Source organism: Methylobacterium sp. BTF04 (assembly GCF_010692745.1).
Lineage (GTDB): Bacteria > Pseudomonadota > Alphaproteobacteria > Rhizobiales > Beijerinckiaceae > Methylobacterium.
Map to the genome: position 1 here is coordinate 1 of NZ_JAAHTB010000016.1, position 25874 is coordinate 25874.

At 66.3% G+C, this 25874-nt stretch carries 23 protein-coding genes and 1 tRNA gene; 14 read left to right on the forward strand and 10 right to left on the reverse strand.

From position 1 onward, the window contains the following. Positions 1-139: 139 nt before the first annotated feature. Genes G3T14_RS11655 through madL form a run of 3 tightly spaced genes read right to left on the reverse strand, consistent with a single transcriptional unit; the run spans position 140 to position 2115 of the window. Entirely contained in the window at positions 140-808 is a 669-nt protein-coding gene (locus tag G3T14_RS11655) for a GntR family transcriptional regulator (protein WP_348645261.1), read from the reverse strand. 55 nt (positions 809-863) lie between these two features. Beyond that, positions 864-1628, reverse strand: a complete 765-nt coding sequence (gene madM / locus G3T14_RS11660) for a malonate transporter subunit MadM (RefSeq protein WP_163642721.1) — start codon at positions 1626-1628, stop codon at positions 864-866. Between the two features lie 4 nt (positions 1629-1632). Beyond that, on the reverse strand, positions 1633-2115 hold the full coding sequence (gene madL / locus G3T14_RS11665; protein WP_163642722.1) for a malonate transporter subunit MadL: 483 nt from the start codon (positions 2113-2115) through the stop codon (positions 1633-1635). Positions 2116-2356: 241 nt separating this feature from the next. Here madL and mdcA point away from each other — a divergent pair, with 241 nt between their 5' ends. The 7 genes from mdcA to G3T14_RS11700 are packed head-to-tail and all read left to right on the forward strand — an operon-like array spanning position 2357 to position 8409. Further along, the gene (gene mdcA, locus G3T14_RS11670) at positions 2357-4003 is read left to right on the forward strand and encodes a malonate decarboxylase subunit alpha (RefSeq protein ID WP_163642723.1); all 1647 of its coding nucleotides are present in this window, start codon (positions 2357-2359) and stop codon (positions 4001-4003) included. A 12-nt stretch (positions 4004-4015) separates the two neighbouring features. Then, positions 4016-4327, forward strand: coding sequence for a malonate decarboxylase acyl carrier protein (gene mdcC, locus G3T14_RS11675; RefSeq protein ID WP_163642724.1), 312 nt, complete (start codon positions 4016-4018; stop codon positions 4325-4327). Continuing rightward, complete coding sequence (locus tag G3T14_RS11680; RefSeq protein ID WP_163642725.1) at positions 4327-5259, forward strand: biotin-independent malonate decarboxylase subunit beta; 933 nt, start codon at positions 4327-4329, stop codon at positions 5257-5259. Before mdcC ends, G3T14_RS11680 begins: the two co-directional genes overlap by 1 nt. Continuing rightward, complete coding sequence (gene mdcE, locus G3T14_RS11685; protein WP_163642726.1) at positions 5246-5962, forward strand: biotin-independent malonate decarboxylase subunit gamma; 717 nt, start codon at positions 5246-5248, stop codon at positions 5960-5962. The genes G3T14_RS11680 and mdcE overlap by 14 nt, the downstream gene beginning before the upstream one ends. Then, a complete protein-coding gene (gene mdcG / locus G3T14_RS11690) occupies positions 5955-6635 on the forward strand; it encodes a malonate decarboxylase holo-[acyl-carrier-protein] synthase (RefSeq protein ID WP_163642809.1) in 681 nt (226 codons plus the stop codon). Before mdcE ends, mdcG begins: the two co-directional genes overlap by 8 nt. Next, entirely contained in the window at positions 6632-7486 is an 855-nt protein-coding gene (gene mdcB / locus G3T14_RS11695; protein ID WP_163642727.1) for a triphosphoribosyl-dephospho-CoA synthase MdcB, read from the forward strand. The genes mdcG and mdcB overlap by 4 nt, the downstream gene beginning before the upstream one ends. After that, entirely contained in the window at positions 7483-8409 is a 927-nt protein-coding gene (locus G3T14_RS11700; protein ID WP_163642728.1) for an acyl transferase, read from the forward strand. The genes mdcB and G3T14_RS11700 overlap by 4 nt, the downstream gene beginning before the upstream one ends. Before the next feature lie 9 nt (positions 8410-8418). On the opposite strand, the gene G3T14_RS11705 is transcribed toward G3T14_RS11700, so the two are convergent. Continuing rightward, the gene (locus G3T14_RS11705; RefSeq protein WP_163642729.1) at positions 8419-9093 is read right to left on the reverse strand and encodes a Crp/Fnr family transcriptional regulator; all 675 of its coding nucleotides are present in this window, start codon (positions 9091-9093) and stop codon (positions 8419-8421) included. A 281-nt stretch (positions 9094-9374) separates the two neighbouring features. On the opposite strand from G3T14_RS11705, the gene G3T14_RS11710 reads away from it, so the two are divergent. From G3T14_RS11710 to G3T14_RS11725, 4 genes are read left to right on the forward strand one after another with little or no spacing between them, the layout of a single operon-like run. Then, positions 9375-10142, forward strand: coding sequence for a quinoprotein dehydrogenase-associated SoxYZ-like carrier (locus G3T14_RS11710; RefSeq protein ID WP_246733267.1), 768 nt, complete (start codon positions 9375-9377; stop codon positions 10140-10142). A 10-nt stretch (positions 10143-10152) separates the two neighbouring features. Beyond that, on the forward strand, positions 10153-10755 hold the full coding sequence (locus G3T14_RS11715; RefSeq protein WP_163642731.1) for a rhodanese-like domain-containing protein: 603 nt from the start codon (positions 10153-10155) through the stop codon (positions 10753-10755). A gap of 33 nt (positions 10756-10788) precedes the next feature. Further along, a complete protein-coding gene (locus G3T14_RS11720) occupies positions 10789-11181 on the forward strand; it encodes a thioredoxin family protein (protein ID WP_163642810.1) in 393 nt (130 codons plus the stop codon). A 10-nt stretch (positions 11182-11191) separates the two neighbouring features. Further along, on the forward strand, positions 11192-11911 hold the full coding sequence (locus G3T14_RS11725) for a cytochrome c biogenesis protein CcdA (protein WP_163642732.1): 720 nt from the start codon (positions 11192-11194) through the stop codon (positions 11909-11911). Positions 11912-12253: 342 nt separating this feature from the next. Here the strand turns inward: G3T14_RS11725 and G3T14_RS11730 are convergent, their stop codons facing one another. Both G3T14_RS11730 and G3T14_RS11735 read right to left on the reverse strand, forming a co-directional pair. Then, positions 12254-14128: a hypothetical protein gene (locus tag G3T14_RS11730; protein WP_163642733.1), complete on the reverse strand. Its 1875-nt coding sequence runs from the start codon at positions 14126-14128 to the stop codon at positions 12254-12256. 9 nt (positions 14129-14137) lie between these two features. Then, positions 14138-14446 (reverse strand): hypothetical protein, encoded by a 309-nt coding sequence (locus tag G3T14_RS11735; protein WP_163642734.1) that lies wholly within the window; start codon positions 14444-14446, stop codon positions 14138-14140. 272 nt (positions 14447-14718) lie between these two features. Between G3T14_RS11735 and G3T14_RS11740 the strand changes: the two genes are divergently transcribed. Both G3T14_RS11740 and G3T14_RS11745 read left to right on the forward strand, forming a co-directional pair. Beyond that, positions 14719-18153 (forward strand): DNA methyltransferase, encoded by a 3435-nt coding sequence (locus G3T14_RS11740; RefSeq protein WP_163642735.1) that lies wholly within the window; start codon positions 14719-14721, stop codon positions 18151-18153. Between the two features lie 147 nt (positions 18154-18300). Further along, a complete protein-coding gene (locus G3T14_RS11745; protein ID WP_163642736.1) occupies positions 18301-18951 on the forward strand; it encodes a recombinase family protein in 651 nt (216 codons plus the stop codon). A gap of 1309 nt (positions 18952-20260) precedes the next feature. On the opposite strand, the gene G3T14_RS11750 is transcribed toward G3T14_RS11745, so the two are convergent. Both G3T14_RS11750 and G3T14_RS11755 read right to left on the reverse strand, forming a co-directional pair. Further along, a complete protein-coding gene (locus G3T14_RS11750) occupies positions 20261-22054 on the reverse strand; it encodes a tyrosine-type recombinase/integrase (RefSeq protein WP_163642737.1) in 1794 nt (597 codons plus the stop codon). A 272-nt stretch (positions 22055-22326) separates the two neighbouring features. Then, positions 22327-22400: transfer RNA gene (locus G3T14_RS11755), tRNA-Gln, on the reverse strand. A 244-nt stretch (positions 22401-22644) separates the two neighbouring features. Between G3T14_RS11755 and G3T14_RS11760 the strand changes: the two genes are divergently transcribed. Then, on the forward strand, positions 22645-24096 hold the full coding sequence (locus G3T14_RS11760; protein WP_163642738.1) for a protein adenylyltransferase SelO: 1452 nt from the start codon (positions 22645-22647) through the stop codon (positions 24094-24096). Here the strand turns inward: G3T14_RS11760 and rfbA are convergent. Both rfbA and rfbD read right to left on the reverse strand, forming a co-directional pair. After that, entirely contained in the window at positions 24079-24969 is an 891-nt protein-coding gene (gene rfbA / locus G3T14_RS11765) for a glucose-1-phosphate thymidylyltransferase RfbA (protein ID WP_163642739.1), read from the reverse strand. The genes G3T14_RS11760 and rfbA overlap by 18 nt on opposite strands. Next, on the reverse strand, positions 24966-25874 hold the full coding sequence (gene rfbD / locus G3T14_RS11770) for a dTDP-4-dehydrorhamnose reductase (RefSeq protein WP_163642740.1): 909 nt from the start codon (positions 25872-25874) through the stop codon (positions 24966-24968). Before rfbD ends, rfbA begins: the two co-directional genes overlap by 4 nt.

A 25874-nucleotide genomic window follows, 5' to 3' on the forward strand; every position in this document is an offset into this window, starting at 1 on the left:
TCATAACCTGAAGGTCACAGGTTCAAATCCTGTCCCCGCAACCAAAACTACAGACTAGACCAAACCACACACACAAACGGCGGAGCCTCCAAGCTCCGCCGTTTTTGCGTTCTGAGGCGTGCCGCTCACCCGAATCGCGTCACGCTCCGGAATGCGCGTCGATGTAATGCCCCAATGCGCTCGCGGCGTTGAGCATGTGGGCGCGCATCCGGCGTGCGGCGGCCTCGCCGTCTCCCTCGGCGATGGCGGCCAGGATCTCGCCGTGCTCGGCGCGGGAGCGGCGGATGCGGTCGCCGTGGCGCAGCTGTGTGCGGCGAAACCCCGAGAGGCGGGTGCGCAAGGCCAGCGCCTGTTCCAGCAGGAAGCCGTTATGGGTCGCGCCGTAAAGCGCCTCGTGGAAACTGCGGTTGAGCGAATCGTAGGCGTCGAAATCGCCGGCTTCCACGGGAGTCCCGGAGCGGTCGTGGAGATCGATCAGGGCGCTGCGCTCCAGCGGAGTCATCCGGTAGGTGGCGAGACGCACGCACATCGCCTCGAATTCGGCGGTGGCTTCGAACATGTCCATGACCCGCTCCGGCGTCATGCGGGTGACGACGACGCCCCGCCGCGGGCGCAGCTCCACGAGGCCGTTGAAGGCGAGCTGGCGCAGGGCCTCCCGCACCGGCGTACGCGAGGCCCCGAAGCGATCGGCCAGATCCTGTTCGTCGAGGGCGGTGCCGGCACTCAGCGTGCCGGCCGCGATCTCGTCGGTGAGCGCATTGCGGATCTGGTCGGAGAGGAGTTCGCGCTCCGCCACGTGTTCGTCCACCACACTCTCCCCTGCCGATCCCTGTCCAGAGGCTGGACGGATGACGCCCCCGGTCTCATCCCACGATGGCCCGCACGATCAGGTAGAACAGCGACGGGCCGACGAGACAGCCGATGCCGGTGTGGAAGGTCGCCGTCAATGCGCCGTACGGCACCAGCTTCGGATCGGTGGCGGCCAGGCCTCCGGCGACTCCGCTCACGGTGCCCATCAGGCCGCCGAAGGCCATGGCCGAGCGCGGGTTGTCGAGGCCGATGAGCTTGGCCACCAGCGGCGTTCCCACCATCACCATCACCGCCTTGGTGACACCGGTGGCGATCGAGAGCGCCATCACGGCAGAATCGGCGCCGAGCGCCGCCCCGGTCACCGGGCCGACGATGTAGGTGACCGCCCCGGCGCCGATGGTCGTGATGCTGACGGCGTCGGTATAGCCGAAGGCCACCGCGGTGAGGGCCCCGACCACGAACGGGATGATGGTGCCGAGCGCCAGCGCCACCACGCCGAGCAGCCCGGCGCGTTTCGCTTCCACCACGTCGACCTCGAAGGCGGTGGCGACGATGGCGAAATCGCGCAGCATCGCCCCGCCCATCAGGCCGATTCCGGCAAAGACCGGCAGGTCGGCGACCCCCTTCTTGCCGCCGGTATAGAGGCCGGCGACGTAGGCGAGCACCAGCCCGAGCACGATGGCGATGGCCGAGCCGTGGACGCGGCCGGCGGTGAGCGTCTTTCCCGCGAAGTTCGAGATCAGCATCAGCGCCCCGACCACCGCGAAGGCGGCCACCAGGCTCTGTTCGACGAAGACGTGTTCGATCATGTGCAGCATGGGATCACGCCTTTGTGCCGGGACGGGAATGCGGGGCGGAGAGGGGCCGCGGCGCGGGCGCCGGTGTGTCGTCGATGTCGCCGGCGATCACCGCGCCGCCGTGCCGGACCTGCTCGCTCGCCTCCGCCTCCTCCCGGCGGCCGAACCGACCGAGCAGGGCCACGCAGCCAAAGCACAGCAGGAGCGAGACCGTGGCGGCGATGAGCACGATCGGGCCGCCGCGCACCGCCGCCACCACGTTCTGCTGCGCCGCCATGGCGACCACGATGGGGATGTACATGGTCGACCAGAACTCGACCCCGAGCTTCACCCCGTGGCCGAGCTTTCCCTTGGCGACGAGCCAGGACCGGGCGGCGATGAGCAGGATCATGGCGAGCCCCACCCCGCCGACATTGGCCTTCACCCCGAGGGCGACGCCCAGGAGATCGCCGAGGAACACCCCGATCAGGGTGCAGAGGGCCAGCAGCGCGACGCCGAAGATCGTCATCGTCCCGCCTCCCCTGTACGCAGTCGGGTGGCGTGGGGCGGGCTCTCGTATGCGCAGGCCATCTGGTGGCTCCTTCCCGTGTTCGGCGATTCGTTTTTTATTTCGTTCAGTATACCCAGGATTGACATTTCCGCAATTCGGAATACCAAAAGACCCAGAATTGCGGCTCGCGGATATCGAGTCGGGCAAACCACGCGTTCGGCGCATACGGGCCGGAGCGTCAGCGCGAGGAGCGGATCGGATGACCGATTGGCGTCAGGAACGGACCGCCCGCGATGCGCGCATCGCGCGGGCCGGCCCGCATGCGGACGGCAAGGTGGTGCCGGCGGCTAAAGCCGTGGATCTCCTGGAGGCGATCCTCCAGCCCGGTGACCGGGTCTGTCTCGAGGGCGACAACCAGAAGCAGGCCGATTGCCTCGCCCGCGCCTTGAGCGCCTGCGATCCGGCCCGCGTCCACGACCTGCACATGGTCCAGTCCGGCATCGTGCTGCCGGAGCATCTCGATGTCTTCGAGCAGGGGATCGCCCGGCGGCTCGACTATTCCTATTCCGGTCCGCAGGGCGCGCGCATCGCCAAGATGCTCTACGGCGGACAGATCGAGCTCGGGGCGGTGCACACCTACCTCGAACTCTTCGCGCGCTACTTCATCGACCTGACGCCCAACGTGGCGCTCATCGCCGGCGTCAGCGCCGACCGGGACGGCAACCTCTATACCGGCCCCAATACCGAGGACACGCCCACCGTGGTGGAGGCGACGGCCTTCAAGAACGGGGTCGTGGTTGCCCAGGTCAATGCGATCGTCGACAAGGTCCCCCGCGTCGACATCCCCGGCGACCGGATCGATTTCGTGGTGGAGGCCGACCGGCCGTTCTACGTAGAGCCTCTGTTCACCCGCGATCCCGCTGCCGTCACCGAGACGCAGATCCTGATGGCCATGATGGCGATCAAGGGGATCTATGCCGAGTACGGCATCCGCCGGCTCAACCACGGCATCGGGTTCGGGACCGCCGCCATCGAATTGTTGTTGCCGACCTATGCCGAGCGGCTCGGCCTCAAGGGCCGGATCGCCACCCATTGGGCGCTCAATCCGCATCCGAGCCTGATCCCGGCCATCGAATCGGGCTGGGTGAAACAGATCCACTGCTTCGGCTCGGAAGTCGGCATGGACCGCTACATCCGCGCGCGGCCGGACGTGTTCTTCACCGGATCGGACGGCAGCCTGCGTTCCAACCGCGCCTTCTGCCAGACGGCGGGGCTCTATGCCTGCGACCTGTTCATCGGCTCGACCCTGCAGATCGATCTCCAGGGCCATTCCTCCACCGTCACCACCAACCGGGTGGCGGGCTTCGGCGGCGCGCCGAACATGGGCTCGGACCCGCACGGACGGCGCCACCCCTCCGATACCTGGATGAAGGCCGGCCGCGAGGCCGGGGGCGAGGGCGATCCGGCCCTGCGGCGCGGGCGCAAGCTCGTGGTGCAGCTCGTCGAGACCTTCGGCGACAAGCTGGTGCCGGCCTTCGTCGAGAAGCTCGATGCCCTCGAACTCGCCCGCAAGCTCAAGCTCGAACTCGCGCCCGTCATGATCTACGCCGACGACGTCACCCACATCGTCACCGAGGAGGGTATCGCCAACCTGCTGCTGTGCCGGACGCTGGACGAGCGCGAGCAGGCGATCCGCGGGGTGGCCGGCTATACCGAGGTCGGGCGCGGGCGGGACAAGGCGATGGTGGAGCGCCTGCGCCAGCGCGGCATCATCCGGCGTCCCGAGGATCTCGGCATCGAACCGCTGGACGCCGACCGCTCGCTCCTGGCGGCCAAATCGATCAAGGATCTCGTGCACTGGTCGGGCGGCCTCTACGAGCCGCCGGCCAAATTCCGGAACTGGTGAGGGATTGTCGCGATGGAAAAGCTGAACTTTCGCCATTCCACCACCCAGGCCCTCCCCGGCACGCGCCGTCAGGCGATCGTCGGTGTCGTGGCCTCCGGCAATCTCGAAGTGCTGCTCGAACGCAGCCTGCCGCCCGACGAGTTCACGGTGGAAATCGATACGGCGATCGACGGCTTCGGCGATGTCTGGGAGGCGGTGGTGGCCGATTTCGTCGATCGCCGGCAGCCGGGAGGGCTGCGCATCACCATCAACGACGGGGGCGCCCGCCCCGATACCGTCGCCCTGCGCCTGGCCCAGGGCGCGCGCCTGATGGAGGCGATGTGATGGCCCTGAAACCCGTCACCTTCTCCGCCGACCCGGGCGACCAGAGCTGGTACGAGGCGAGTGCCCGCGCCCGCCTCGCCGGCCTCCTCGACGCCGAGTCCTTCCAGGAGTTCATCGGCCCCGAGCAGCGGATGATGAGCCCGCACCTGCCGCTGTTCGATCTGCCGCGCGCCTTCGATGACGGCATGATCGTCGGGCGCGGCCGCCTCGACGGGCAGGCGGTGCTGGCCGCCGCCCAGGAGGGCCGCTTCATGGGCGGCGCCTTCGGCGAAATCCACGGCGCCAAGCTCGTCGGCCTGCTGCGGGCCGCGCTCGCCGAGGCCCCCGCCGCCTTGCTGATCCTGTTCGATACCGGCGGCGTCCGGCTGCAGGAGGCCAATGCCGGCGAGACCGCCATCGCCGAGGTGATGCGGGCCATCGCCCAGGTGCGGGCCGCCGGGATTCCGGTGATCGGTCTCATCGGCGGCCGCGCCGGCTGCTACGGCGGCGGCGGCCTCATCGCCGGCACCTGTTCGCGGCTGGTGGTCTCGGAGAGCGGGCGCATCAGCGTCTCCGGCCCCGAGGTGATCGAGACCAACAAGGGCGCGGAGGAATTCGATTCGCGGGACCGGGCGCTGGTCTGGCGCACCATGGGCGGCAAGCATCGCCGGTTGCTCGGAGGCGCCGACGCCTTCGTGGGCGACACCATCGGGGCGTTTCGCGATGCGGCGCTCACCCAGATCGCCAAGGCCCCGGCCTTCGACCTCGCGACGCTGGAGGCGGAACAGGCACGGCTCGAGGCACGTCTCGCGCGTTTCGGCGATTGTCACGACGCCACCGAGGTCTGGGGCCGGCTCGGCGTCAACGACCCCGACGCGGTACCGGGGATGACCACCGAGGCGTTCGACGCGCTCCTCGCCCGCTTGCCGGAGGCACCCCATGACGCTCGCTGAGATCCTGACCTCGCTGTTTCCCGACGGCCATGAGGTCGGCGTCGCCGACGGTCTCGTCGCCGGCCATGGCCCGTTCGACGGCAAGTCCCTCGCGGTGATCGGCATCGACGGCAACACCCCCTTGGGGATCGAGGGCGCCTGCACCCTCGCCGGCCACGTCCTCGCCGTGGTGCGGGCGGGGGGCGATACGCCGATCCTCGTCGTGGTCGATTCCGACAGCCAGCGCATGAGCCGCCGCGACGAGCTTCTGGGGCTCAACGAATACCTCGCCCATCTCGCCAAGGCGCTGCTCCTCGCCGATGCGAGCGGGCATCCCACCGTCGGGCTCGTCTACGGGCACACGGCGGCGGGCGCCTTCATCGCCACGGCCCTCGCCACCCGCGTGCTCGCCGCCCTGCCCGGTGCCCATCCGAGCGTGATGGACCTGCCATCGGTGGCCCGCGTCACCAAGCTGCCGCTCGACAAGCTCGAGGCCATGGCCAAGACCACCTCGGTTTTTGCGCCGGGGCTCGACAACATGGTCAAGGCCGGCGCCGTCCATGCGGTGCTCGATCCGGAGACGCCCCTCGGGCCCCAGATCGCGGCGCTGATCGCCGGGATCGCCCCCGACGACGTGCGCGACACCCTCGGCCGCGATCGCGCCGGCCGGCCGCAGGCCCACGCCATCGCCGCACGGGTGATGCGGGAAGCCCATGGTGGCTGAAGCCGGATGTCGGCGTCACGACCTCCTCGACGTGGCGCCGGAGGCATGGGCGGCGCTTCTCGCCACGCGCCCCGACCTCGACGGCGTGCCGCATCTCGCCGGATGGGCGCGGGCCGGCCGGCCGGTGATCCTGCGCCGGCGCGGCCCGGGCGAGGCCGCCGCCGCCCTCCCCGTCGGCCTTCCACTGCCGCCGGGCGACGGCAAGCGCCGCATCGGATTCCTGCTGGAGCCCGGGAGCGCCACCCCGCGCCCGCCCGTGACCCTCGCGGCCGCGCGCCGTGCGGTCCCGGATGCGTGGCAGCCGACCTGCGACGCGCTGATCGCGCTCGGGGCCGCGCACGGCATCGCTCCGTGCGTGTTCGGCGGGTTGCTGTGGCAGGCGCTCACCGGCCTGCCCTACCTGACCGGGGCGTCCGACCTCGACCTGCTCTGGCCGGTGACCGACGCCGTCGATCGCCGCCTGCTCACCGCCCTGGCGGAGATCGAGGCGCGTGCCCCCATGCGCCTCGATGGCGAGATCGTCCTGCCGGACGGATTCGGTCTCAACTGGCGCGAAATCCACGCCGCCGAGGCGGGTGGACCGGTTCTCGCCAGGAGCGTTGAGCGGATGGACTTGCGCGCACTGGTGGTCGGCCCCGACGATCGCCTCGTTTTCGCGCGCGCTGGCGCATGAACGCCCTCGCCCAAACCCGCCGGTCGCTCGACCCGGACGATCAGGCGCTTCGCATTGCGCGTCTCGCCGCCGAGGCCCTGCGGGGCGAACTCGCGACCTATCCCAAGCCCGGCCTCGTCAGCCACGTCGACCGCGGCAGCCATGCGGACATGGATGCGGACACGTTCCGCCGGAGTGCCGCCGCCCTGGAGCCGTATTTCGCCGACCTCGCCCGCGCGGGCGCCGGAGGGGCCGCGATGCCGGCCCTGCGCCGGATCGGCCTCGACGCGGAGGCCGCCATGCGGGCGGCGACGGGGGGCGTGAACACCCATCGCGGCGCGATCTTCGGCCTCGGCCTGCTCAGCGCCGCCGCCGGCGCCCTCCCCGGCTTGCCGCGCCCCGGTGCGCTCGGCGACCGCGTGCGCACCCGCTATGGGGCAGACATCCTGGACGGCCCGGTGCTGCTGCATGCCCCCGGCGCCCGGGCGCGCCGCCGTCACGGCGTCGGCGGCGCCCCGGCGGAGGCCGCGGCCGGGTTCCCCACCCTCTACCGCGTCGGGCTGCCGGCCCTGCGCCGGGGGCGCGTCCTGCGGCCCGACGACGAGGAGGCCGCGCGGGTCGAGGCCTGCCTCGCCCTGATCGCGCATCTGGAGGACACCAACCTGCTGCATCGCGGCGGCGTCGAAGGCTTCGCCTTCGCCCGCGCGGCAGCGGCGCGGTTCATCGCCGAGGGCGGCATCGCGCGCGACGACTGGCGTGCCCGGGCGACAGCGCTGCACCACGCCTTCGTCGCCCGGCGACTCAGCCCCGGCGGGGCGGCCGACCTCCTGGCCATGACCCTGTTCGTCGACGGGATCGAGGGGTCGCCATGACCCTCGCGGTCCTGCTGTCCGGCCAGGGCGGCCAGCATCCGGAGATGTTCGCGCTCACCGCCGATCATCCGCCGGCGCAGGCGATCTTCGCCGCCGCCACCCCGCTCCTCGGACAGGACCCGCGCGATTTCGCCCGCGCCGGCGGCCCGGCGCTCCACGTCAACCGCGCCGGCCAGATCCTCTGCTGCGTGGCCGGGCTCGCCGCCTGGACCCTGGTCGCGGAGGCGCAGGGCGCCCGGATCGTGCTGGCCGGCTACAGCATCGGCGACCTCGCCGCCTGGGGCTGCGCCGGGCGCTTCAGCCCCGCCACCCTTCTGGCCCTCGCCGCCGCCAGGGCCGAGGCGATGGATGCGGCGGTCGGCCCCGGCTACGGCCTCGCGGGGATTCGCGGATTGCCCGCCGACCGGGTCGCCGCGATGGCGCAGGCCCGCTCGTGCCATCTCGCCATCCGCAATGCCGCCGACAGCGTCGTGGTCGGCGGTCCCGACGCGGCCCTCGAACCGCTCTGCCGGGAGGCGATGGCGGCGGGTGCCGCGCGGGCGGTGGTTCTGCCGGTGCACATCCCCTCGCATACCCCGCTCCTGGCGGAGGCCGCCGCGCGGTTTCGCGCGCAGCTCGCCGCCGCCGAGGCGGTCGCGCCGGCGCGCCCTGCCCCGCGCCTTCTCAGCGGCCTCGACGGGGCGCCGGTCTTCGACTTGGCGGCGGGTCTCGACAAGCTCGCCGGCCAGATCGCGCAGACCATCGACTGGGCCGCCTGCCTCACCGGCGTGCGCGAATACGGCGCCACCCGCGTGCTCGAACTCGGCCCCGGCCATGCCCTGGCGACCATGGCCCGCGACGCCCTGCCCGGCGTGCCGGTCCACGCGGTGGAAGACTTTCGCTCCGTGGCCGGCGTCGCGCGCTGGCTCGCCGGGCCGGACTAGGATCGGCTGCTACGGCATCCGGTGGGCGGCGAGCGCGGCGCGATCGCCGATCTCGATCACGCCGCGGCGGAGCACCACCAGGCCGGCATCGGCCCATTCGCCGAGCATCCGGCTCACGACTTCGCGGACGCTGCCGACGTCGGAGGCGAGCTGCTGGTGGGTCTTGACCACCCGCCCCTGCCCGTCCGCCTCGATCAGCAGCCGCCGGGCGAGGCGCTGTTCGAGGGGCGCGAAGGCCACCTCTTCGATCAACGTGAGCAGGCTCGCCAGGAGCCGCGTGTAATCGTCGAGGACGAAGTCGCGAAACGCCGTGCTCTCGCGCATGAGCTGGCGGAAGGTGTCGCTCGGCAGTGCCGCGAGTTCGGTGCGGTCCTCGGCGATGCTCTCGGCCGGGAAGTTGCCGCCCGACAGCAGGCACTGGGTGGTGAGCACGCAGGTGTCGCCGCCGCCGACCTTGTAGATCAGCATCTCGCGGCCGCTCTCCGAGGTGCGGAACACCCGGGTCCGGCCGTCGATGCACATCAGGTAGTTCGCACAGGGGCCCTGGAGCGCATACGCGACGGCGCCGGCCTCGAGCTGGACGAAATGCACCGTCCCGCGCGCGATCTGAAGATGCGCGGCGCTGAAACCGGCGATGAGCGGAAACCGCTCGATCCAGCGCTCGATCGTGTGGCGCGTGCTCATGGGCTGTCCCGTCTCCTCGCACCCGGTGGTCGTGAGATGCCGCCGTGGTGTCGTTCGCTCGCGTGGTCTCGCGCGCGCGGTTCCCTGTGCGCACGAATTCGTCATCGGTGACCTGGGTCACAGACGCGGTCCGCACGATATCATAAGCTTCGTCTAAAGAGCCGCTGCGAACGCCGGATTGGGGCGATCGTCAAGACGGCTCGTACGTCAGCGAGGAGACAGCGCCCATGCGGATATCACGCCACACCACCGCCCTGACACTGGGTGCCGTCCTCTCGGCCATGGTCGTGGGCGGCCACGCCCAAGCCGCTGCCGGCGACGACGAGACCGAGCGCGCCGCGCGCTGGACGGAGCTACAGCAATCGATCTTCGGCGACCGCAAGGTCGAGACCGGCCCGGCGCTGGTGACGATGGACCTGCCGGATCGGGCGAGCGACGCCTCCCTGGTCCCGCTGACCCTGACGATGCCGGGCAAGGACAAGATCCAGGGCCTCTATCTCGTCATCGACGACAACCCGGCGCCCCTGGCCGCCCACTTCGTCTTCGGCCCGGCCGCCGACCCCGACACGCTGAAGATGCGGGTCCGGGTCAACACCTACACCAACATCCACGCGGTGGCCGAGACCAAGGATGGCCGCCTCGTCGAATCCGCCAAGTTCGTCAAGGCCTCCGGCGGCTGCTCGGCGCCCATGGGCATGAGCGACCAGGAAGCGATGCAGGGCATGGGCGACATGCGGATGAAGTTCGCCGATTCCAAGCCCGGCAAGCCGATCGAGGCGACGCTGATGATCCGCCACCCGAACTTCAGCGGCATGCAGATGAACCAGGTCAGCCGCGACTACACGCCCGCGCGCTACATCAACAAGATCGCCGTCACCTATGGCGACAAGAGCGTCTTCACCATGGACGGCGATATCTCGATCTCCGCCAACCCGGTGATCAACTTCGCGATGCTGCCCGAGGGCAAGGGCCCGATCAAGGTGGTGGCCGGCGACAACCAGGGTGGACGCTGGGAGCACAGCTTCGACGCGCCGGCGGCGAGCAACTGAGTCCATCACCATGCGCCGCTCCCCCCTCGCCCTCCCGCTTGTAGCCCTGGCCGCGTTGGTCCTCGGGGCGGCGGCCCCCGCCGATTCGCCGGTCAACGTGCCCGAGCCCGCCGGCTACTGGGAGGGCGCGCTCAACGGCTACACGCCGAAAACCCTGGCAGGGGCCGGACTGGTCGATGCGGCGGGGCTGGCGGCGCTGATCGCGGCGGAGAAGCCCGTCCTCCTCGACGTGTCGGAGGCCGACCGCAGGCCGCCGGACATGGCGCCGGGCCGGATCTGGCTGCCGGTCCATCGCGACATTCCCGGAAGCGTCTGGCTGCCAGGCGCCGGGGAGGGCGTGTTGTCTCCGGCTTTGGAGGCCGCCCTGACGGCGCGGATCACCGCCCTCACCGGCGGCGACCGCGACCGCCCGGTGGTCGCCTATTGCCACCCGGATTGCTGGGGCAGCTGGAACCTCGGCAAGCGCCTCGTCCGGCTCGGCTATCGCCGCGTGTCGTGGTTCCCGGAGGGGATCGAGGGTTGGCAAGATGGCCGCGAAGATGGCCGCGATACGGCGACGATCCGCGCGGATGCCGAGTGGTCCGCCGCGCGCAAGGCCTCTGCCGGACGGTAACTTCCGGCGCTCCCGATCGAACTGGATTTCATGATGATGCTCCGCCGCTCCCTCCTCGCGCTCGTCGCCCTCGCTCCCTTGAGCCTCGCCGCCCCGGCTCTGGCCGGGGAATCCGTGCCCTACACCCCCGAAGCCTTCGCGGCGGCGCAGAAGGCCGGCAAGCCGATCCTCGTCGAGGTCAGCGCGCCGTGGTGCCCGATCTGCAAGACGCAGAAGCCGATCCTGTCGAAGCTGTCGGCCGATCCGCGCTTCAAGGAGCTGCAGATCTTCGACATCGACTTCGACAGCCAGAAGGACGCCCTGCGCACCTTCAACGCCCGGATGCAGAGCACCCTGATCGCCTTCAAGGGGGCCACCGAGACCGGCCGGTCCGTGGGCGAGACGCAACCGGAATGGATCGAGGGCCTCGTCGAGAAGGCGCTCTGAGGCCGTCGCGATGGGCGCCAGTCTCGGCCTCGCCTTCCTCGCCGGCATCCTCTCGGTGCTCTCGCCGTGCGTGCTGCCGTTGCTGCCGCTTGTGCTCGGTGCCGCCGCCTCCGAGCATCGGTTCGGGCCGGCGGCGCTGGCCGGAGGGCTGGCGCTCTCCTTCATGGTGATCGGGCTGTTCGTCGCCACGGTGGGCTTTGCCATCGGGCTCGACACCGACATCTTCCGCACCGTCGCGGCGATCCTGCTGGTGCTGCTCGGCCTGGTGCTGATCGTCCCGGTGGCCCAGACCCGGCTCGCGGTGGCCGCCGGCCCGATGAGCAACTGGGCCGAGACGCGGTTCGGCGGGTTCTCCACCACGGGGCTGCCGGGCCAGTTCGGCGTCGGCCTGCTCCTCGGCGCGGTCTGGAGCCCCTGCGTCGGCCCGACCCTGGGCGCCGCCTCGCTGCTCGCCGCGCAGGGACGCGATCTCGGCGTCGTCGCGCTGACGATGGTGCTGTTCGGCCTCGGCGCCGCCCTGCCGCTCCTCGTCCTCGGCACGCTGTCCCGCGAGGTGATGGTGCGCTGGCGCAACCGGATGATGGGCCTCGGCAAGGGTCTGAAGGCCGGGCTCGGCCTGATCCTGGTGGCAACCGGAGCCGCCATCCTGCTCGGCGCCGACAAGGCGCTGGAGACCGCCCTGGTCAACGCCTCGCCCGACTGGCTGACGCACCTGACGACGCGGTTCTGAGGCCATTTTCGTTGGGTTGGAGCCGAGTGGTCCCACCCATGGCCTCGTCCTGAGGCGCCGCAGCGCAGCGGAGGCTTTGAGGGAGGGCTCCGGGGATCACGGAGCGCACTAAGCCCTCCTTCGCGGCCGCTGACCCGGCGCCTCAGAATGCGGTGGCGGGTGGGACCGCGCCGCTTCGATCGGACACGAAAAAGCCCGCTAAGTCATTGACCGAGCGGGCTGAAGACGTTGGCTGGGGGACGAGGACCCGAAGCGCCTATCCGAAAACCCTAGACTTTCCAATGCCCTAGCGTTGCCCGATTTGGACCTGTGGGTACATTGTGGACCGGCGTCGTGGACCCGTCAACGGCCTCCGAATGCCCTTACGGTCAGGGGTTCGTCATCGGTGACATCCTGGCCGGGTTTCAACTGATTCCTACTTCCGGCGATGCGATAGCCCATCTTTAGAAGCCCCGAAGGCCCCATGCGTCCAAGGTCCGGGCGTTGAAAGAGAAGCTCCAAGGCGGCTTCGATCGCGGCGATGCGCTCCGGCGCTCCCTTAGCTTCTGCCTCCCAACCTTGGCGGAATGCGCGATCAGCAACCGTGTGAACGGAGATTAGCGTTGCGAGGCGGCGCTCGGCCTTCGAGGAGACAAGGTTTGCAGCCTCCATATCAGCCTCTGCCTTGGCCTTCCGCCCTTTTAGGTCTGTGCCAATTCTTTGGTGCCGCTCGGCTGCTCCGGTCATCCATGCCATGAGCCCTCGCCAACCCGATTTCGGCGGAGCACTAAACAGGTGGCATTTGAGTTCGACAATTGCGGGGGTCACGGCAGCACGGAAAGGGGCCGCAGCCTTTTCGGCACGTTCGAGGGCTGCTCTTGCCGCCTTCAAGTCCTCGGGTTCAGCGAGCGTCGCTGATTGCGCCATGACGCGAGCATAAGCTGCGTTGTCTCTCAGTTGGACTAACGCGTCTCTGGCGTGCTCCTCGTTAGGGCAGGTCAACTTGCGGGACTGATGGACAAGGTCGCAGAGGTTAGAAATGTGGGCCGGGCGATGGAGGGAAATCACCATCCCGATTTCTAACGCCTGATTACCAAGGCTCAGCCTTTCACGGCCGCCTTCAACGCCTGTTCGAGGCTGGGTTGGTCCATCCGGGAATGAAGCCCTTCGATGCTCGTCCGAAGTGCCTCCTGGCTGGTCAGGACGTTGCGCAACAGGTCGAGGATCATCGTGACCGGACTGTCCTCGGGCTCCGAACCCTGGGCTTGGTCGGCCAAGCCCTTCAGCGGCTCCAGTTGCCGCAGGATGTTCTCGGTGTTCCTGTGGATCGCCTGTTCGATGGTCATTCTGGGGCGAGGTGGCGACGTTCCTGCGGTCGGAGCCGTCGTCGATGGCGTTGACTGGTTGGTCATCTTGCTTCCCCATTCGTGAAAGAACGTCCACCTTCCGGGACTTTGTCAGCCGGGCAAGCGAGCCCACAAAATCGCCATCCCGAGTGACGACCTTCAGGACCCCTGCCTTGGTGGCGGCATCAATGAACAGGCCATGACGGCCGATGGCGAGTTCGAAATTTGATCGGGTATCGGTGGAGCGCCATGCCACGGCGACGGCTTCACGGGCCGCTGGAAGGTCGATGCCCAGCCGCCTCGCTTGATGGTGCGCCGAGTGCGTGAACGCCTGTCGAGGCACCGTTCCGGGCTCTGGGAAGGCTTGGTCGAGTGCGTTCGCGGCGTCGCCATGTCCGTCCCGGCGAAGGGCGGCTAGGACTGCCTTGTGATGGGCGCCATGTACGAAAGGATGGCCCCAGCCGTGTTCACAGAGCCGGGCAACCTTTTCCTGACGCGGAAACGAGTGGGCGGAGGATAAGCCCTTGCCAGTTCCGGGATCAGCCTCCGGCACCAACGCGTGCAGGTGACGGTCGAATGCTGTGTCGGATACCCTGGACTTACGGTGTTCGATGACCACTGCGGTTTCAGGGTCGAACCCGAATTCCGCCCCGAGGCGGTCCACGACGGCCAGCATGGCGTCGGTCCCAACCGCCTGACCTGGCGCGATGATCCAGTGGCGGACCGCGTATTCACGGGAGAGGCGGCGAGCGTCCAGAAACGCATCGGCAACGTCCTGCTCGGTACCACGCAGCACGTTGACGGTTTCGTTCTCGTCACCTCGCCAGAGGTGATCCTGAAGGCGGCCGCGCGAGCCGCCGCGCGTCTTGACCCGGAAAGCTTTGAGGATCATCGCGCCACCTCACCCGACACTGAGATGACGGCTGAGGATCGCCTGCATGGCGGCGGCGGCCTGTCCAAGGCGACGGGCGTCCTCCCGGCTGAGCCCGCCATCGGCGGCATCGTTCGCGACGCTCGCCACGGCGTTGGCGTAACGCCGTAGAGCGGTTAGGTCGGCGCGGGTAGTAATCGGATCAACGCCCATAACCGCTTGGTCGCATGCCCGACGCATGAAGGCCGAGAGATTGCCCCCAACCTGGCCTGCGGCGGCCAAGTAGGTGGACTTGCGGCGCTCCGAGAGACGCACCTTCGCGATCGTATCGTGAGCCATGATGCCTTGCTCCTGGGGGTTGCACAGGGGGGCGGAGCCCCCCTTGCCCAGGCTGCCGTCCTACGGACGGCATGGCTGGCACCCTCTCAGCCTGTTTCGATGCCTGGTCTTCAATATGATCGACGCGAACGATTCGGTCGCAAGAGGCGTGTGGACACAAGACGACGGGCGACATCGGGCGAACCCTTCGGTTGTGCCGTTGTCCGCAGGCCTTCTATGGTGTTCCAGTGGACGGAAACGGTCGTGACGGAAGCGGCGGCGCAGGCGTGGGCATGGTCGAGGCGTTCATTAAGCGTTGGCAGGGGCGAGAGGGGGGGCAGGAGCGGGCCAACTATGGTCTGTTCCTATCGGAACTCTGCGACGTCCTAGACGTGCCGCGCCCCGATCCCGCCGGAGCAACGACGGAAGGCAACGACTACGTTTTCGAGCGCGGCGTCCGTGAGCCGAACGGTGACGGCACTTATACGAACCGGCGCATCGACCTATACAAACGCGGCGCATTCATCCTGGAAGCGAAGCAATCTCGGCAGGTTGGCGGCTCAAAGGAGGTTCCCGGTGCCGGGGCGGTGAAGGAGCCTGCGCCTCGGGGACGCCGTGGTGCCGAACGTGCCTGGGACGTTCTGATGCTGAATGCCCGTCGACAGGCTGAAGGCTACGCTCGGTCCCTTCCCTCGGATCACCCCTGGCCGCCTATCATCCTGGTCTGCGATGTCGGCAACGTCATTGAGGTCTTCGCCGACTTCTCCGGGCAGGGACGCAACTACAGCCAGTTTCCTGACCGCCAAGGCTTCAGGGTGTATCTAGAAGATCTCCGTCGCCCTGAAATCCGGGAACGCTTGCGAGCCGTGTGGCTCGACCCTCACTCCCTGGACCCGGCGCGCCAGAGTGCCCGCGTCACGCGAGAGGTCGCCAAACGCCTTGCTGCCGTCTCCCGAGCGCTCGAAGGACGGCACGACCCGGAAGAGGTGGCCATGTTCCTCATGCGTTGCCTGTTCACGATGTTCGCGGAGGATGTGTCGCTGCTCCCAGAGCGCTCCTTCCGCGATCTTCTCGCACGGTGCGAGGCCGATCCGTCCAAGCTCCAACCTCTCGTCGGACAGCTATGGGAGGCTATGGATGGAGGCGGCTACGCCTATGGCATCGAAGCCCAGGTCCGCCGTTTTAACGGCGAGTTCTTCAAGCGCCGCACCGTCCTTCCGCTGGGACCTGAGGAAATCAGGAACCTGAAGGAAGCCGCCGACGCGAACTGGAAGGAAGTCGAGCCGGCGATTTTCGGGACGCTGCTCGAACAAGCTTTATCGGATCGTGAGCGGGCCAAGCTGGGGGCGCATTACACGCCACGGGCATATGTCGAACGGCTGGTGGTCGCCACGGTGATCGAACCCCTACGAAGCGATTGGGCGACGGTACTGTCCACTGCGGAACGGCAGAAGGCTGAGGGACGCACCAAGGATGCGATTGCAACCGTACAAAAGTTCCAAAACGGAATCTGCGCAACCCGAATTTTCGATCCGGCATGCGGAACGGGCAACTTCTTGTACGTCGCCTTGGAACTGGTGAAGCGCCTCGAAGGCGAGGTTCTGGAGGCCCTCGCTGACCTTGGGGGCCAGGAGGCCCTATCGGGCCTGGAAGGGTCCACTGTGGACCCGCATCAGTTCCTCGGCCTGGAGTTGAACCCACGGGCGGCGGCCATCGCTGAACTAGTTCTGTGGATCGGCTTCCTGCAATGGCACTTTCGCACCAAGGGGGCCGCCCCATCTGACCCCATCCTCAAGGCGTTTCGCAACGTGCGGGGGGCCTTCGACGCGGTGCTCGACAGCCACCGTGAACTTAGGAAGGACGAGGCTGGTAAGCCGTTGAGCCGCCTGGACCCTGACGGCGAGCGGGAGCCCGTTTACGTCTATCGAAACCCGCGCCGCCCGGATTGGCCCACGGCTGAGTTCATCGTAGGCAACCCACCGTTCATCGGTGGCAAAGACCTCCGGATGCGCCTGGGAGACGCCTACACCGAAGCCCTCTGGGCAGCGCATCCGAAGATGCCCGAGAGCGCCGATTTCGTGATGTTTTGGTGGGATCGCGCGGCGGAACTTCTCACCCGCAAGGGGACCGCCCTACGTCGATTCGGATTCGTGACGACGAATTCGATCAGCCAAGTTTTCCAGCGGAGGGTTATGGAACGGCACCTTAATGCCAAGCGACCCATCTCCCTTGTTATGGCGGTCGCAGACCATCCCTGGACGAAAGCGACACGTGACGCAGCAGCGGTACGGATTGCCATGACGGTGGCAGAGGCAGGTCGGCAGGAAGGCACTTTGCACGAAGTCGTGCGAGAAACAGGCCTCGACACTGACCAGCCGGTGGTCGATCTCGACGAGCGATATGGGACGATCAATTCTGACTTGACCGTGGGCGCCGATGTAACCCTTGCGCTGCCGCTACGCAGCAACGAGGCCATTTGCTCTCCGGGGGTTAAGCTCCATGGTGCAGGTTTCATAGTTTCTCCCGAGATCGCGAGAAAACTTGGACTAGGTAGGCGGCCCGGTCTTGACCGGCATATACGTCAATATCGCAACGGCCGTGACCTTACATCTCGGCCTCGGGATGTAATGGTCATCGATTTATTTGGTCTCTCCATCGAAGAGGTGCGTTCGCGCTTTCCTGAGGTCTATCAGCACGTCTTGGTTACGGTAAAGCCCGATCGGGAGAAACAGTTTGCTAGGTCGCCAACAAAAGACGCAGAGGCTTATCTTCGAATGTGGTGGCTTTTTGGGAAGCCTCGCCAAGAGTTGCGGCCGGCCCTGGAAAATCTTGCCCGCTATGTAGTTACAGTAGAGACTACTAAACACCGGGTATTTCAGTTCCTAGATGCTACTATTCTGCCAGACAACATGCTGGTAGCTGTCGGAACAGACAATGCCTTTCATCTCGGGGTGCTATCGTCACGGTTCCACGTGGTTTGGACCCTAGCGCAAGGTGGAACATTAGAGGATCGACCGCGCTACTCGAAATCGCGTTGCTTCGACCCCTTCCCCTTCCCAGATGCAACCCCGACGCAGGTGGATCGCATCAGGCAGGCGGCGGAGGCCTTAGATGCGCACCGCAAGGAACGGCAGTCCCTTTTCCCAACCGTCAGCCTGACGGATGCCTACAACGTCCTGGCCAAGCTACGAAAGGGTGCCACGCCCTCGACCCTGGACGGTGTGGACCAAGGCATCCTCGATAAGGCCCTGGTTCTCATCTTGCGCGAGTTGCACGATGAACTCGATGCAGCCGTCGCAGCCTCCTATGGCTGGCCCCTGGACATGACAGGGGACCAGCTTCTCGGGCGCCTGGTGGCCCTCAACAAGGGGCGAGCCGCCGCTGAGAGGCGGGGCGAAGTGCAGTGGCTCCGTCCCGCATTCCAGATTCCCCGCCTCGGATCCCCGACACAGAAATTGGGTGTCCAGATCGAAGCGGAGCTGTCGATGGCGGAAGAGGCGACCGGGCGGCCGACGTTTCCCACGGACGATATGGCCCAAACCGCTGCCGTCATGGCGGCACTCGCTGTCGCGCCCGCCGCTATTGGAGCCTCGGACATCGCGGGTGGGTTCCGACGCGCCAAGCGGGTGGTGGAGCGTATCGAGGCCGTTCTGTCCTCCCTGGCGCGCATGGGCTTCATCGCGTCTCCTGACGGTGGGCGCTCCTATGTCCTCCGCCGGGCGGCCTAATCAAAGCAAGCCCCGTCCGCGTCGCTAGATGTCACTCGGCAGTTGGGGTTTGGGCAACATTGATTGCGAGACGCCCAATGTGACGCTTGCAACTTTCTATCGGTACCTCGATCCTCTTGTCACGCAATCGACCGTTTGGGTGACGCGATGATCATTGGCTACGCGAGAGTTTCGAAGGCGGACGGTTCGCAGTCCATCGACCTCCAACTCGATGCCCTTAAGGCGGAGGGCGTCCTAGAACGGGATGTCTACATCGACAAGGCATCGGGAAGCCGCGATGATAGGCCGGGGCTTGAAGCCTGCCTGAAGGCCCTTCGGGAAGGCGATACGATTCTGGTATGGAAGCTGGATCGCCTCGGCCGTGATCTGCGGCACCTCGTCAATATCGTCCACGACCTCAACGGGCGCGGTGTAGGGCTTCGTGTCATCACGGGCCATGGTGCGGCCATCGACACGACCACACCAGCCGGTAAGCTCGTCTTCTCGATCTTCGCGGCCCTGGCCGAGTTCGAACGGGCGCTCATCATCGAAAGGACCAACGCGGGTTTGACCGCTGCCCGGGCACGGGGGCGAGTAGGAGGGCGACGGTTCAAGGTCACCCCCTCCATGGTGCGCCGTGCGGAGGCGGCGATGGGTAAACCGGGGACCAACGTCGCGGATCTCTGCGCCGAGCTCGGGATCACGCGACAGACCCTCTACCGCCTCGTCGGGCCTGATGGTGGCATCCGGCCCGATGGGGAGAGGATCGTGGGGGGCGGGGTTAGCCGCCGCCTCCAAGGCACGGGAAACGGCGCGTAGACGGTTCTCCTCGAAGCGGCGAATGCGCCTGACGATTGGCCCCCTTGGCTGTTCATGCAGGCCCTCGATCCCTGCTACGGGCTTCCTGGCAGACGGCCAAGCCTTTCCCCACCAGGCGAGCTTACGGGCAGGGATGCGGTCCCGGCTCAACTTGGCCTTTCTCACCTGGGCAGTCCCCTCCTTGCGGGACCCTGCTTCCGAGCAAAGGGGCTTTGCAGCTTCTTGGTGTGCGAACGGATTGATAGGCGCTAGAGTTGTATTCTGAGTTGTGGCCACAATTGCTGAGGGCGAGGTAACGAGCCCTTCGCGCGCGCGAGCGGGATCGTCGATCACGGCCTTGAGAGAATTTGCGCAGGAGGTCGATCCAGAAGCCGAAGGATGGCATTCGACGAGCAGGCAACGTCGCTCACGCTTGTGACGGGTCGTTCGTACAATCGCCAGCACTTGGTCGCCCATGGGGCTCCTAGGGCCATCGTAGGCCGTCTCAGAGCGATGAGCGCGCCTCCTAGCTTTCTCCTCTCTGAGGTGTGGGTCCGCGAGAAGGCTGGCCTCCTTGGCGGCGTCTTCCTCAGCTTTCCTAAATTTCGCGAATTCGCCTCCCGTGCGGACGAGATGTGCCTTCGACAAGGTCAATTGCCATGTCGCGGTAAACGCATCTTCAGGCCAATTGATGAAATCATTAGTATCTATAATTCCAGATAAAGCGTAATTCGCGCAAGCCATGGGATCGATTATGGGTTCCCCGACAACATATACTTTAGAAAATGCTTTATTAATTTTGCTTTGTACATAGTCGAGATTATCTTTTTCTACACGACATATGATATGGGCATGAAGATCAATCAAATGTGTTGACCAATCATATCTAATTTGTATTACTATTAGATATATTTCTATAAAATCGGAATTCCTCAATAAGGAAAACTCGATATTCATCCTTCGATTAAATCTTTTTAATTCTTCCTTCAATTTCTTTGGATCAGCTTTTCGGTCTTGAATTCCGAAATTCCAAGAATAACAATTAGAGAAATCTCGAGATTTCGAAAACATTTCAAAAGACTCAAGCATTTCGATGCGACGTTTACGGGCCTTGCTTGGAAAACATCTTGAGCCGCGCAGTGGCCTTCCAATACGAAATATTTCCCCTGGATTATCATCAATCGTATACAGATACCGTTCGAATTCCGAGGCATAAGGTGTATCGCCTGAGGCTAAGACACGCTTGGCAATCGCCTCTGTTACGGAGGCTCCGCCGTGGGATGTGAAGGGGAACTCTAGGTCTGCCAAGCCGGGCGATGGTAAGAGCCCATCAGTCATTGCCGGCTCCTGTCCTGGCCCCTGGTGCGACGGGATGAGTGCTTGCCCGTCGATAGGCTCTCGTTTGGGGCGGACGGTTCACGGCCTTGCGCTTCTCCCGTTCGGCTAGACCAACGGCCTCAGCGATGATCTTAGCGGCATTGGGAGCCCGCCCCCCTCTAGGTCCGTCGTAAGCGAGGCTTGAAAGGTCCATGGGGATCGGTACGGATTCGATAGCCGCCTTGAGATTCTCGATGTAGATAAGCTTGGTGTAGCGGTCTCGTTCGCTCTTGCGTGTTTCGGAGTGGTGACCGGTCAGTTCGTCTGCGAACCCTAAGTTCATGCCCTGGACGTTGCTGATCGCGGTTGAAAAGTTGCCTCGCATAGAATGGAAATCCATACGAGGAACGTAGACCCCGACGTCCTGACGATACCGCGTGAACCATCCGCTGAAGGTTGGAGCCCTCTTCCCCGTCTGCGGGTCCGGGAGAAGCTCAGGGAATAAAGGTGCATCAGTATCGCGACCATGCACTCGGTATTCCAGAAATCCGAGGCGCAATAGCGCTTCCGGGAGAGGGATGTCGCGCTCGCTGCCGTCCGTTTTTGATCCTGTGATCGAGAGGATCGGGGTCAGGGTCCCGTTCCCACTTGGCAGTTGGACGAACGAGATGTCGCCAACACTCCTCGCGCAAAGCTCGTTTTCTCGGGCTCCCGTCAGCAGGCCCATGATCGTCACCCAAAAGCGGGCATCGCGAATGATAAGGTCGCCGGGTGTAGAGCGCCGGTGAATGGACAGGCATCCCGTGAAGAGCGGTGAGGCAAACAGTTTGGCTGTTAGATCCTCGGACCAGATAAGACGCTCGCTTCTTGCCTTTCGCCCACGCTTTCTCTTCCCTCTAAATCCAAGAAATGGATTTTCGGTAGATTTTTCGACCTTACCAAATATCGATAGATACGACCAGTATTGTTCAAAAAAGTTGAAATGCTTGTCTGCTGTTTTTGGCGATATCCTTTGAAGATTTTTATCATCCTTCGTAAGTGCAATAACATCAATAGGCATCATTTTATGCCATGGCTTTGCTTGCGCATATTTTGGTGGCAAGCTCAATATCTGACTTCGAAATGTCCCAGCGAGATCGCGCGTCATAGACGATAGCTGAGGGTTACCAATTAGATCCTCGAACAACCTACGGGTCGAAGGTGCGTCGGCAACGGTCTCCGTTCCCCAGGCCTTCTCGGCCACCTTGCTGGCTGCGAAGTCGTCCCACCAGGTCAGGAAAGGCTTGGTACCGTTCCCAACGGCAAGATAATCAGCAACGGCAGGCGGCGGCGGCGGCGCGGGCGGCGGGGGCGGGGGCGTCACGTCAGGGAGAAGGCGCTCAATAGGTGCCAGGTCGCCGTTCTCGGCTCGGGTCATCTCCTTCTGGACCGTCAACCATCCTCGAAGCGCGAGCGAGGCCACATGACGTCCAAGGACGCTATCTTGAGCTACGCCTGGGGCTGCGGCACTGATCGCGGATGCGACGATGGGATCGAACTTTGCCTTAGCCCCAGGAGCCAATCCCGTCAGTGCCGCTCTCACATCCAGAGCCTCGGCGGGACGTGCAACATGCTGGGCTACAAAACGGAGTAGGCCGTCGAGGCTAAGCGCATCCTCGGGCAACATGCGGGCTGCCTCGTCAGGATCGAGGAAGGCAGTGCCATTCATGGCGATACGCGTTTCCCAGCGGGTCGAGCATGTATCTACCCAGCCCGAAATCCGGCGGCGGATATCGACCACGGAGGTCGAGAGAGTTAGGTCGGTCATCAGGGCGTCCGCGGCGAGACGCACGATTCGGGCACGCTGCAGGGCAGTAGCACGCGAATTCGTGGCGAGGTTCACCACAAGTTCGCCCGGAACCTTGAAAGTCGAAAGCGTTTTCGGAAGCCGCATCCGAAATCGGTAGCGGTCGCCTCGTCGCTGAAGGTAGTGCCCGTGACCGACCGCGCGCATCATGTGGACCACTTATGTGGACCATCTGCGGGCTGAGGCGGGGTGCCTCCGCTAAGGGTTTTTCGGGCCTACGGTTTCCTGACAAGTGGCTGGGGGACGAGGATTCGAACCTCGACTAGAGGAGTCAGAGTCCACTGTTCTACCGTTAAACTATCCCCCAAAATCCCCAGGATCACCAGGGACTTGGAACGGGTGCGACGCGGCCCGACCCGTGCGTTGCGCGGGGCGATCCGGTGCCGGTCCGTCCGGTGGAGGGGCGATAGCATGGACATCCGGCAGCATGCAACCCTCCCGTTGCAGCGCCGTCACGCGGAGGCCAGCATGGCGAGCGGGGGCGGGGCGATGGAGGTGTCATCCCCGGCCGGGGTCGCTAAGGATGGTCTCGCACCGACCCGAGGACTCGAATGCCGATCGACAGCGCACGCCCCGCACAACGCCATGCGGATCTCGGTCCCGCTTTCTACGATGTCGTCGCGCCCGCGCGCTTTCCCGAGACCGTCCTGCGCTACCGCAACGCCGCGTGGGCGGCGCGCGTCGGCCTCGACACGCTGACGCCGGAGGAATGGCTGGCGCATTTCGGCCGGTTCGAGCCGCTGCCCGGGAGCTTTCCCGCGCCGCTGGCCTTGCGCTACCACGGCCACCAGTTCCGCTCGTACAATCCGGATCTCGGCGACGGCCGCGGCTTCCTGTTCGCGCAGGTGCACGACCTCCTGGACGGGCGCCTGCTCGATCTCGGCACCAAGGGCAGCGGGCGCACCCCGTGGTCGCGCACCGCCGATGGGCGCCTCACCCTGAAGGGCGGCGTGCGCGAGGTGCTGGCCACCGCGATGCTCGAAGCGCTCGGGGTCTACACCTCGAAGACCTTCAGCCTGATCGAGACCGGCGAAGCGCTGGAGCGCGGCGACGAGCCCTCCCCCACCCGCTCGGCGGTGCTGGTGCGGCTCAGCCACTCGCATCTGCGCATCGGCAGCTTCCAGCGCTTCCTGGCCCTGGACGAGCCCGACAACATCCTCCGGCTGATGGATCACACCATCCGCACCCATATGCCCGACCTCTGGCGGGACGACGTCCCGGCCCGCGCCACCGCCTTTATGGAAGAGGTTTGCCGGCGCGTGGCCCGCACCGGCGCGCAGTGGATGGCGGCCGGATTCGTTCACGGGGTGCTCAACACCGACAACATCAACGTCACCGGCGAGAGCTTCGATTACGGCCCGTGGCGCTTCGTGCCGGTCAACGATCCGGCCTTCACCGCCGCCTATTTCGACGTGCAGGGGCTCTACAGCTTCGGGCGCCAGCCCGAGACCCTGTTCTGGAACCTGAGCAGGCTCGCCGAATGCCTGGCGCCGCTGGCGCCGCAAGCGGCCCTCGAGGCGGCGCTCAAGCAGTTCGGCCCGAGCCTGCAGGAGGCCTTCGCCGACGCAATCCTGGGCCGGCTCGGCCTCGTCCGGACCGACGACGAGGCGCCGCACCGCTTCGTGGCGGCGTTCTGGGGCTTCCTCGCCCGCAGCGGGGCGCCGTTCGAGCAGACCTTCTTCGACTGGTATGGCGGTCTCGCCAGCGCCGAGCGCGCGGCGCGCAGCCCCTCGGCGGCATTCTACGCCTCCGAGGCCTTCGCCCCGGTGCGGGCGAGCCTGGAGGGGCTCACCCCCGTGGATGCCGGGCGCCTCGCGCATCCCTATTTTGCCGGCGACCGGCCCTGCACGATGCTCATCGAGGAAGTCGAGGCGCTGTGGGCCCCGATCGCGGAGCGGGACGATTGGTCGGCCTTCACCGACACCCTCGCGCACATCGAAGCCATGGCGGAGGCCTATGGCACCCGCCCGGCAGCGCCGAACGGATCATCGCGTGAGGAGTGAGGTGTCGTCTTCCTTGGCGAGTTTCAGCAGGTTTTGGCCGTAGGCGGTCTTGGCGAAGAGGTTGCCGCGGGCGATGAGCTGGTCCTTGCCGATGAAGCCCTGGAGATAGGCGATCTCCTCCAGGCAGGCCACCTGCAATCCCTGCCGGTGCTGGAGGGTCCGCACGAACTCGGCCGCCTCGAGCAGGCTGTCATGGGTGCCGGTGTCGAGCCAGGCGTAGCCGCGCGACATCCGCTCCACATGGAGCTGGCCGCGCTGGAGATAGACCTCGTTGACGCTGGTGATCTCGAGTTCGCCGCGCGGCGACGGGGTCACCGCGGCGGCGATGTCGAGCACCTGGTTGTCGTAGAAGTACAGGCCCGTCACCGCCCAGGGGCTCTCGGGCTCGGGCGGCTTCTCCACGAGGCGGAGCGGGCGCCCGTCCTTGTCGAGGGTCACCACGCCGTAGGCCGACGGATTGTCCACGTGGTAGGCGAACACCGTCGCGCCCGACGTGCGGGTGCGGGCGCGGGCGAGCAGGTCGCTCATCCCGGAGCCGAAGAACAGGTTGTCGCCCAGCACCAGGGCGACGTCGTCGATGCCGACGAAGTCGCGCCCGATCACGAAGGCCTGGGCGAGGCCCTCGGGCCGCGGCTGCACCGCGTAGGAAAACTGCAGCCCGAATTGCTCGCCGGTGCCGAACAGGCGCTTGTAGTTGTCGAGATGCTCAGGCGACGAGATGATCAAAATTTCGCGGATGCCGGCCAGCATCAGCACCGAGACCGGATAGTAGATCATCGGCTTGTCGTAGACCGGCAGCAGCTGCTTGTTGATCGACAGCGTCGCCGGGTGCAGCCGGGTGCCGGAGCCTCCGGCCAGAACGATGCCCTTCATGCCCGTGTCTCTTTCTGTTCGTGAATCGGCCCGACCAGGCGGTCGAGCAGGTCTTCGAGGGCCTCCTCCCACGGACGGGGTCTGAGGCCGTAGGCCTGCGTCAGGCTTGCGGTGGAGAGCTGCGAGTTGGCCGGGCGCCGGGCCGGGGTCGGGTAGGCGCTGGTGGGGATGCCGTCGACGGACACACTGCGTCCGCCGCGGCGGGCCGCGCCCGCCACGATGGCCCGGGCGAAGCCGCACCAGGTGGTGGCGCCGGCATTGACGTAATGGTGCGTGCCGGTGGCCCCCTCGGGTTCGCGCACGAGACGCTGGGCGATGGTGGCGAGCCCGTGGGCGAGATCGGCTGCGAAGGTCGGGCAGCCGTGCTGGTCGTCGACCACCGTGAGCGTGTCGCGTTCGGCCGAGAGCCGCAGCATCGTCTTCACGAAGTTGCCCCGGTCCGGGCTCACCACCCAGGCGGTGCGGATGATGGCGTGGCGCGGGTTGGCGGTGCGCACGGCGATCTCGCCCGCCGCCTTGCTACCGCCGTAGACGCTCTGCGGATTTACCGGCGCGTCCGGCGCATAGGCGCCCGACCCCGTTCCGTCGAAGACGTAGTCGGTGGAGACGTGGACGAGGGGGATCCCGGCCTTGGCCGTCTCGGCCGCGAGGATGGCCGGAGCCAACGCGTTGAGCGCCCAGGCCGTGGCGACCTCGCTCTCGGCCTTGTCGACGGCGGTGTAGGCGGCGGTGTTGATCACGGCGGCGTAGGAGCGCTCGGCCAGCGCCCGCGCCACCGCCGCCGCGTCGGTGATGTCGAGGGCGTCGCGCGAAGGCGCGTGCAGGCGCACCCCGGGCTCCCACAGTCCGGGGGCCTGCAGCGCGGTGCCGACCTGACCGGCGCCCCCGAGGATCAGGATATCCAT

Coding starts and splice junctions, on each gene's coding strand:
- rfbA (WP_163642739.1), bottom strand. CDS start 24,969: ATGAAGGGCATCGTTCTGGCCGGAGGCTCCGGCACCCGGCTGCACCCG.
- G3T14_RS11760 (WP_163642738.1), top strand. CDS start 22,645: ATGCCGATCGACAGCGCACGCCCCGCACAACGCCATGCGGATCTCGGT.
- G3T14_RS11740 (WP_163642735.1), top strand. CDS start 14,719: ATGGTCGAGGCGTTCATTAAGCGTTGGCAGGGGCGAGAGGGGGGGCAG.
- madM (WP_163642721.1), bottom strand. CDS start 1,628: ATGCTGCACATGATCGAACACGTCTTCGTCGAACAGAGCCTGGTGGCC.
- G3T14_RS11725 (WP_163642732.1), top strand. CDS start 11,192: ATGGGCGCCAGTCTCGGCCTCGCCTTCCTCGCCGGCATCCTCTCGGTG.
- G3T14_RS11720 (WP_163642810.1), top strand. CDS start 10,789: ATGATGCTCCGCCGCTCCCTCCTCGCGCTCGTCGCCCTCGCTCCCTTG.
- G3T14_RS11705 (WP_163642729.1), bottom strand. CDS start 9,093: ATGAGCACGCGCCACACGATCGAGCGCTGGATCGAGCGGTTTCCGCTC.
- mdcB (WP_163642727.1), top strand. CDS start 6,632: ATGAACGCCCTCGCCCAAACCCGCCGGTCGCTCGACCCGGACGATCAG.
- G3T14_RS11710 (WP_246733267.1), top strand. CDS start 9,375: ATGGTCGTGGGCGGCCACGCCCAAGCCGCTGCCGGCGACGACGAGACC.
- G3T14_RS11735 (WP_163642734.1), bottom strand. CDS start 14,446: ATGGCTCACGATACGATCGCGAAGGTGCGTCTCTCGGAGCGCCGCAAG.
- G3T14_RS11680 (WP_163642725.1), top strand. CDS start 4,327: ATGGCCCTGAAACCCGTCACCTTCTCCGCCGACCCGGGCGACCAGAGC.
- mdcC (WP_163642724.1), top strand. CDS start 4,016: ATGGAAAAGCTGAACTTTCGCCATTCCACCACCCAGGCCCTCCCCGGC.
- G3T14_RS11750 (WP_163642737.1), bottom strand. CDS start 22,054: ATGACCGACCTAACTCTCTCGACCTCCGTGGTCGATATCCGCCGCCGG.
- G3T14_RS11700 (WP_163642728.1), top strand. CDS start 7,483: ATGACCCTCGCGGTCCTGCTGTCCGGCCAGGGCGGCCAGCATCCGGAG.
- G3T14_RS11730 (WP_163642733.1), bottom strand. CDS start 14,128: ATGATCCTCAAAGCTTTCCGGGTCAAGACGCGCGGCGGCTCGCGCGGC.
- rfbD (WP_163642740.1), bottom strand. CDS start 25,874: ATGGATATCCTGATCCTCGGGGGCGCCGGTCAGGTCGGCACCGCGCTG.
- G3T14_RS11715 (WP_163642731.1), top strand. CDS start 10,153: ATGCGCCGCTCCCCCCTCGCCCTCCCGCTTGTAGCCCTGGCCGCGTTG.
- mdcA (WP_163642723.1), top strand. CDS start 2,357: ATGACCGATTGGCGTCAGGAACGGACCGCCCGCGATGCGCGCATCGCG.
- madL (WP_163642722.1), bottom strand. CDS start 2,115: ATGACGATCTTCGGCGTCGCGCTGCTGGCCCTCTGCACCCTGATCGGG.
- mdcE (WP_163642726.1), top strand. CDS start 5,246: ATGACGCTCGCTGAGATCCTGACCTCGCTGTTTCCCGACGGCCATGAG.
- G3T14_RS11745 (WP_163642736.1), top strand. CDS start 18,301: ATGATCATTGGCTACGCGAGAGTTTCGAAGGCGGACGGTTCGCAGTCC.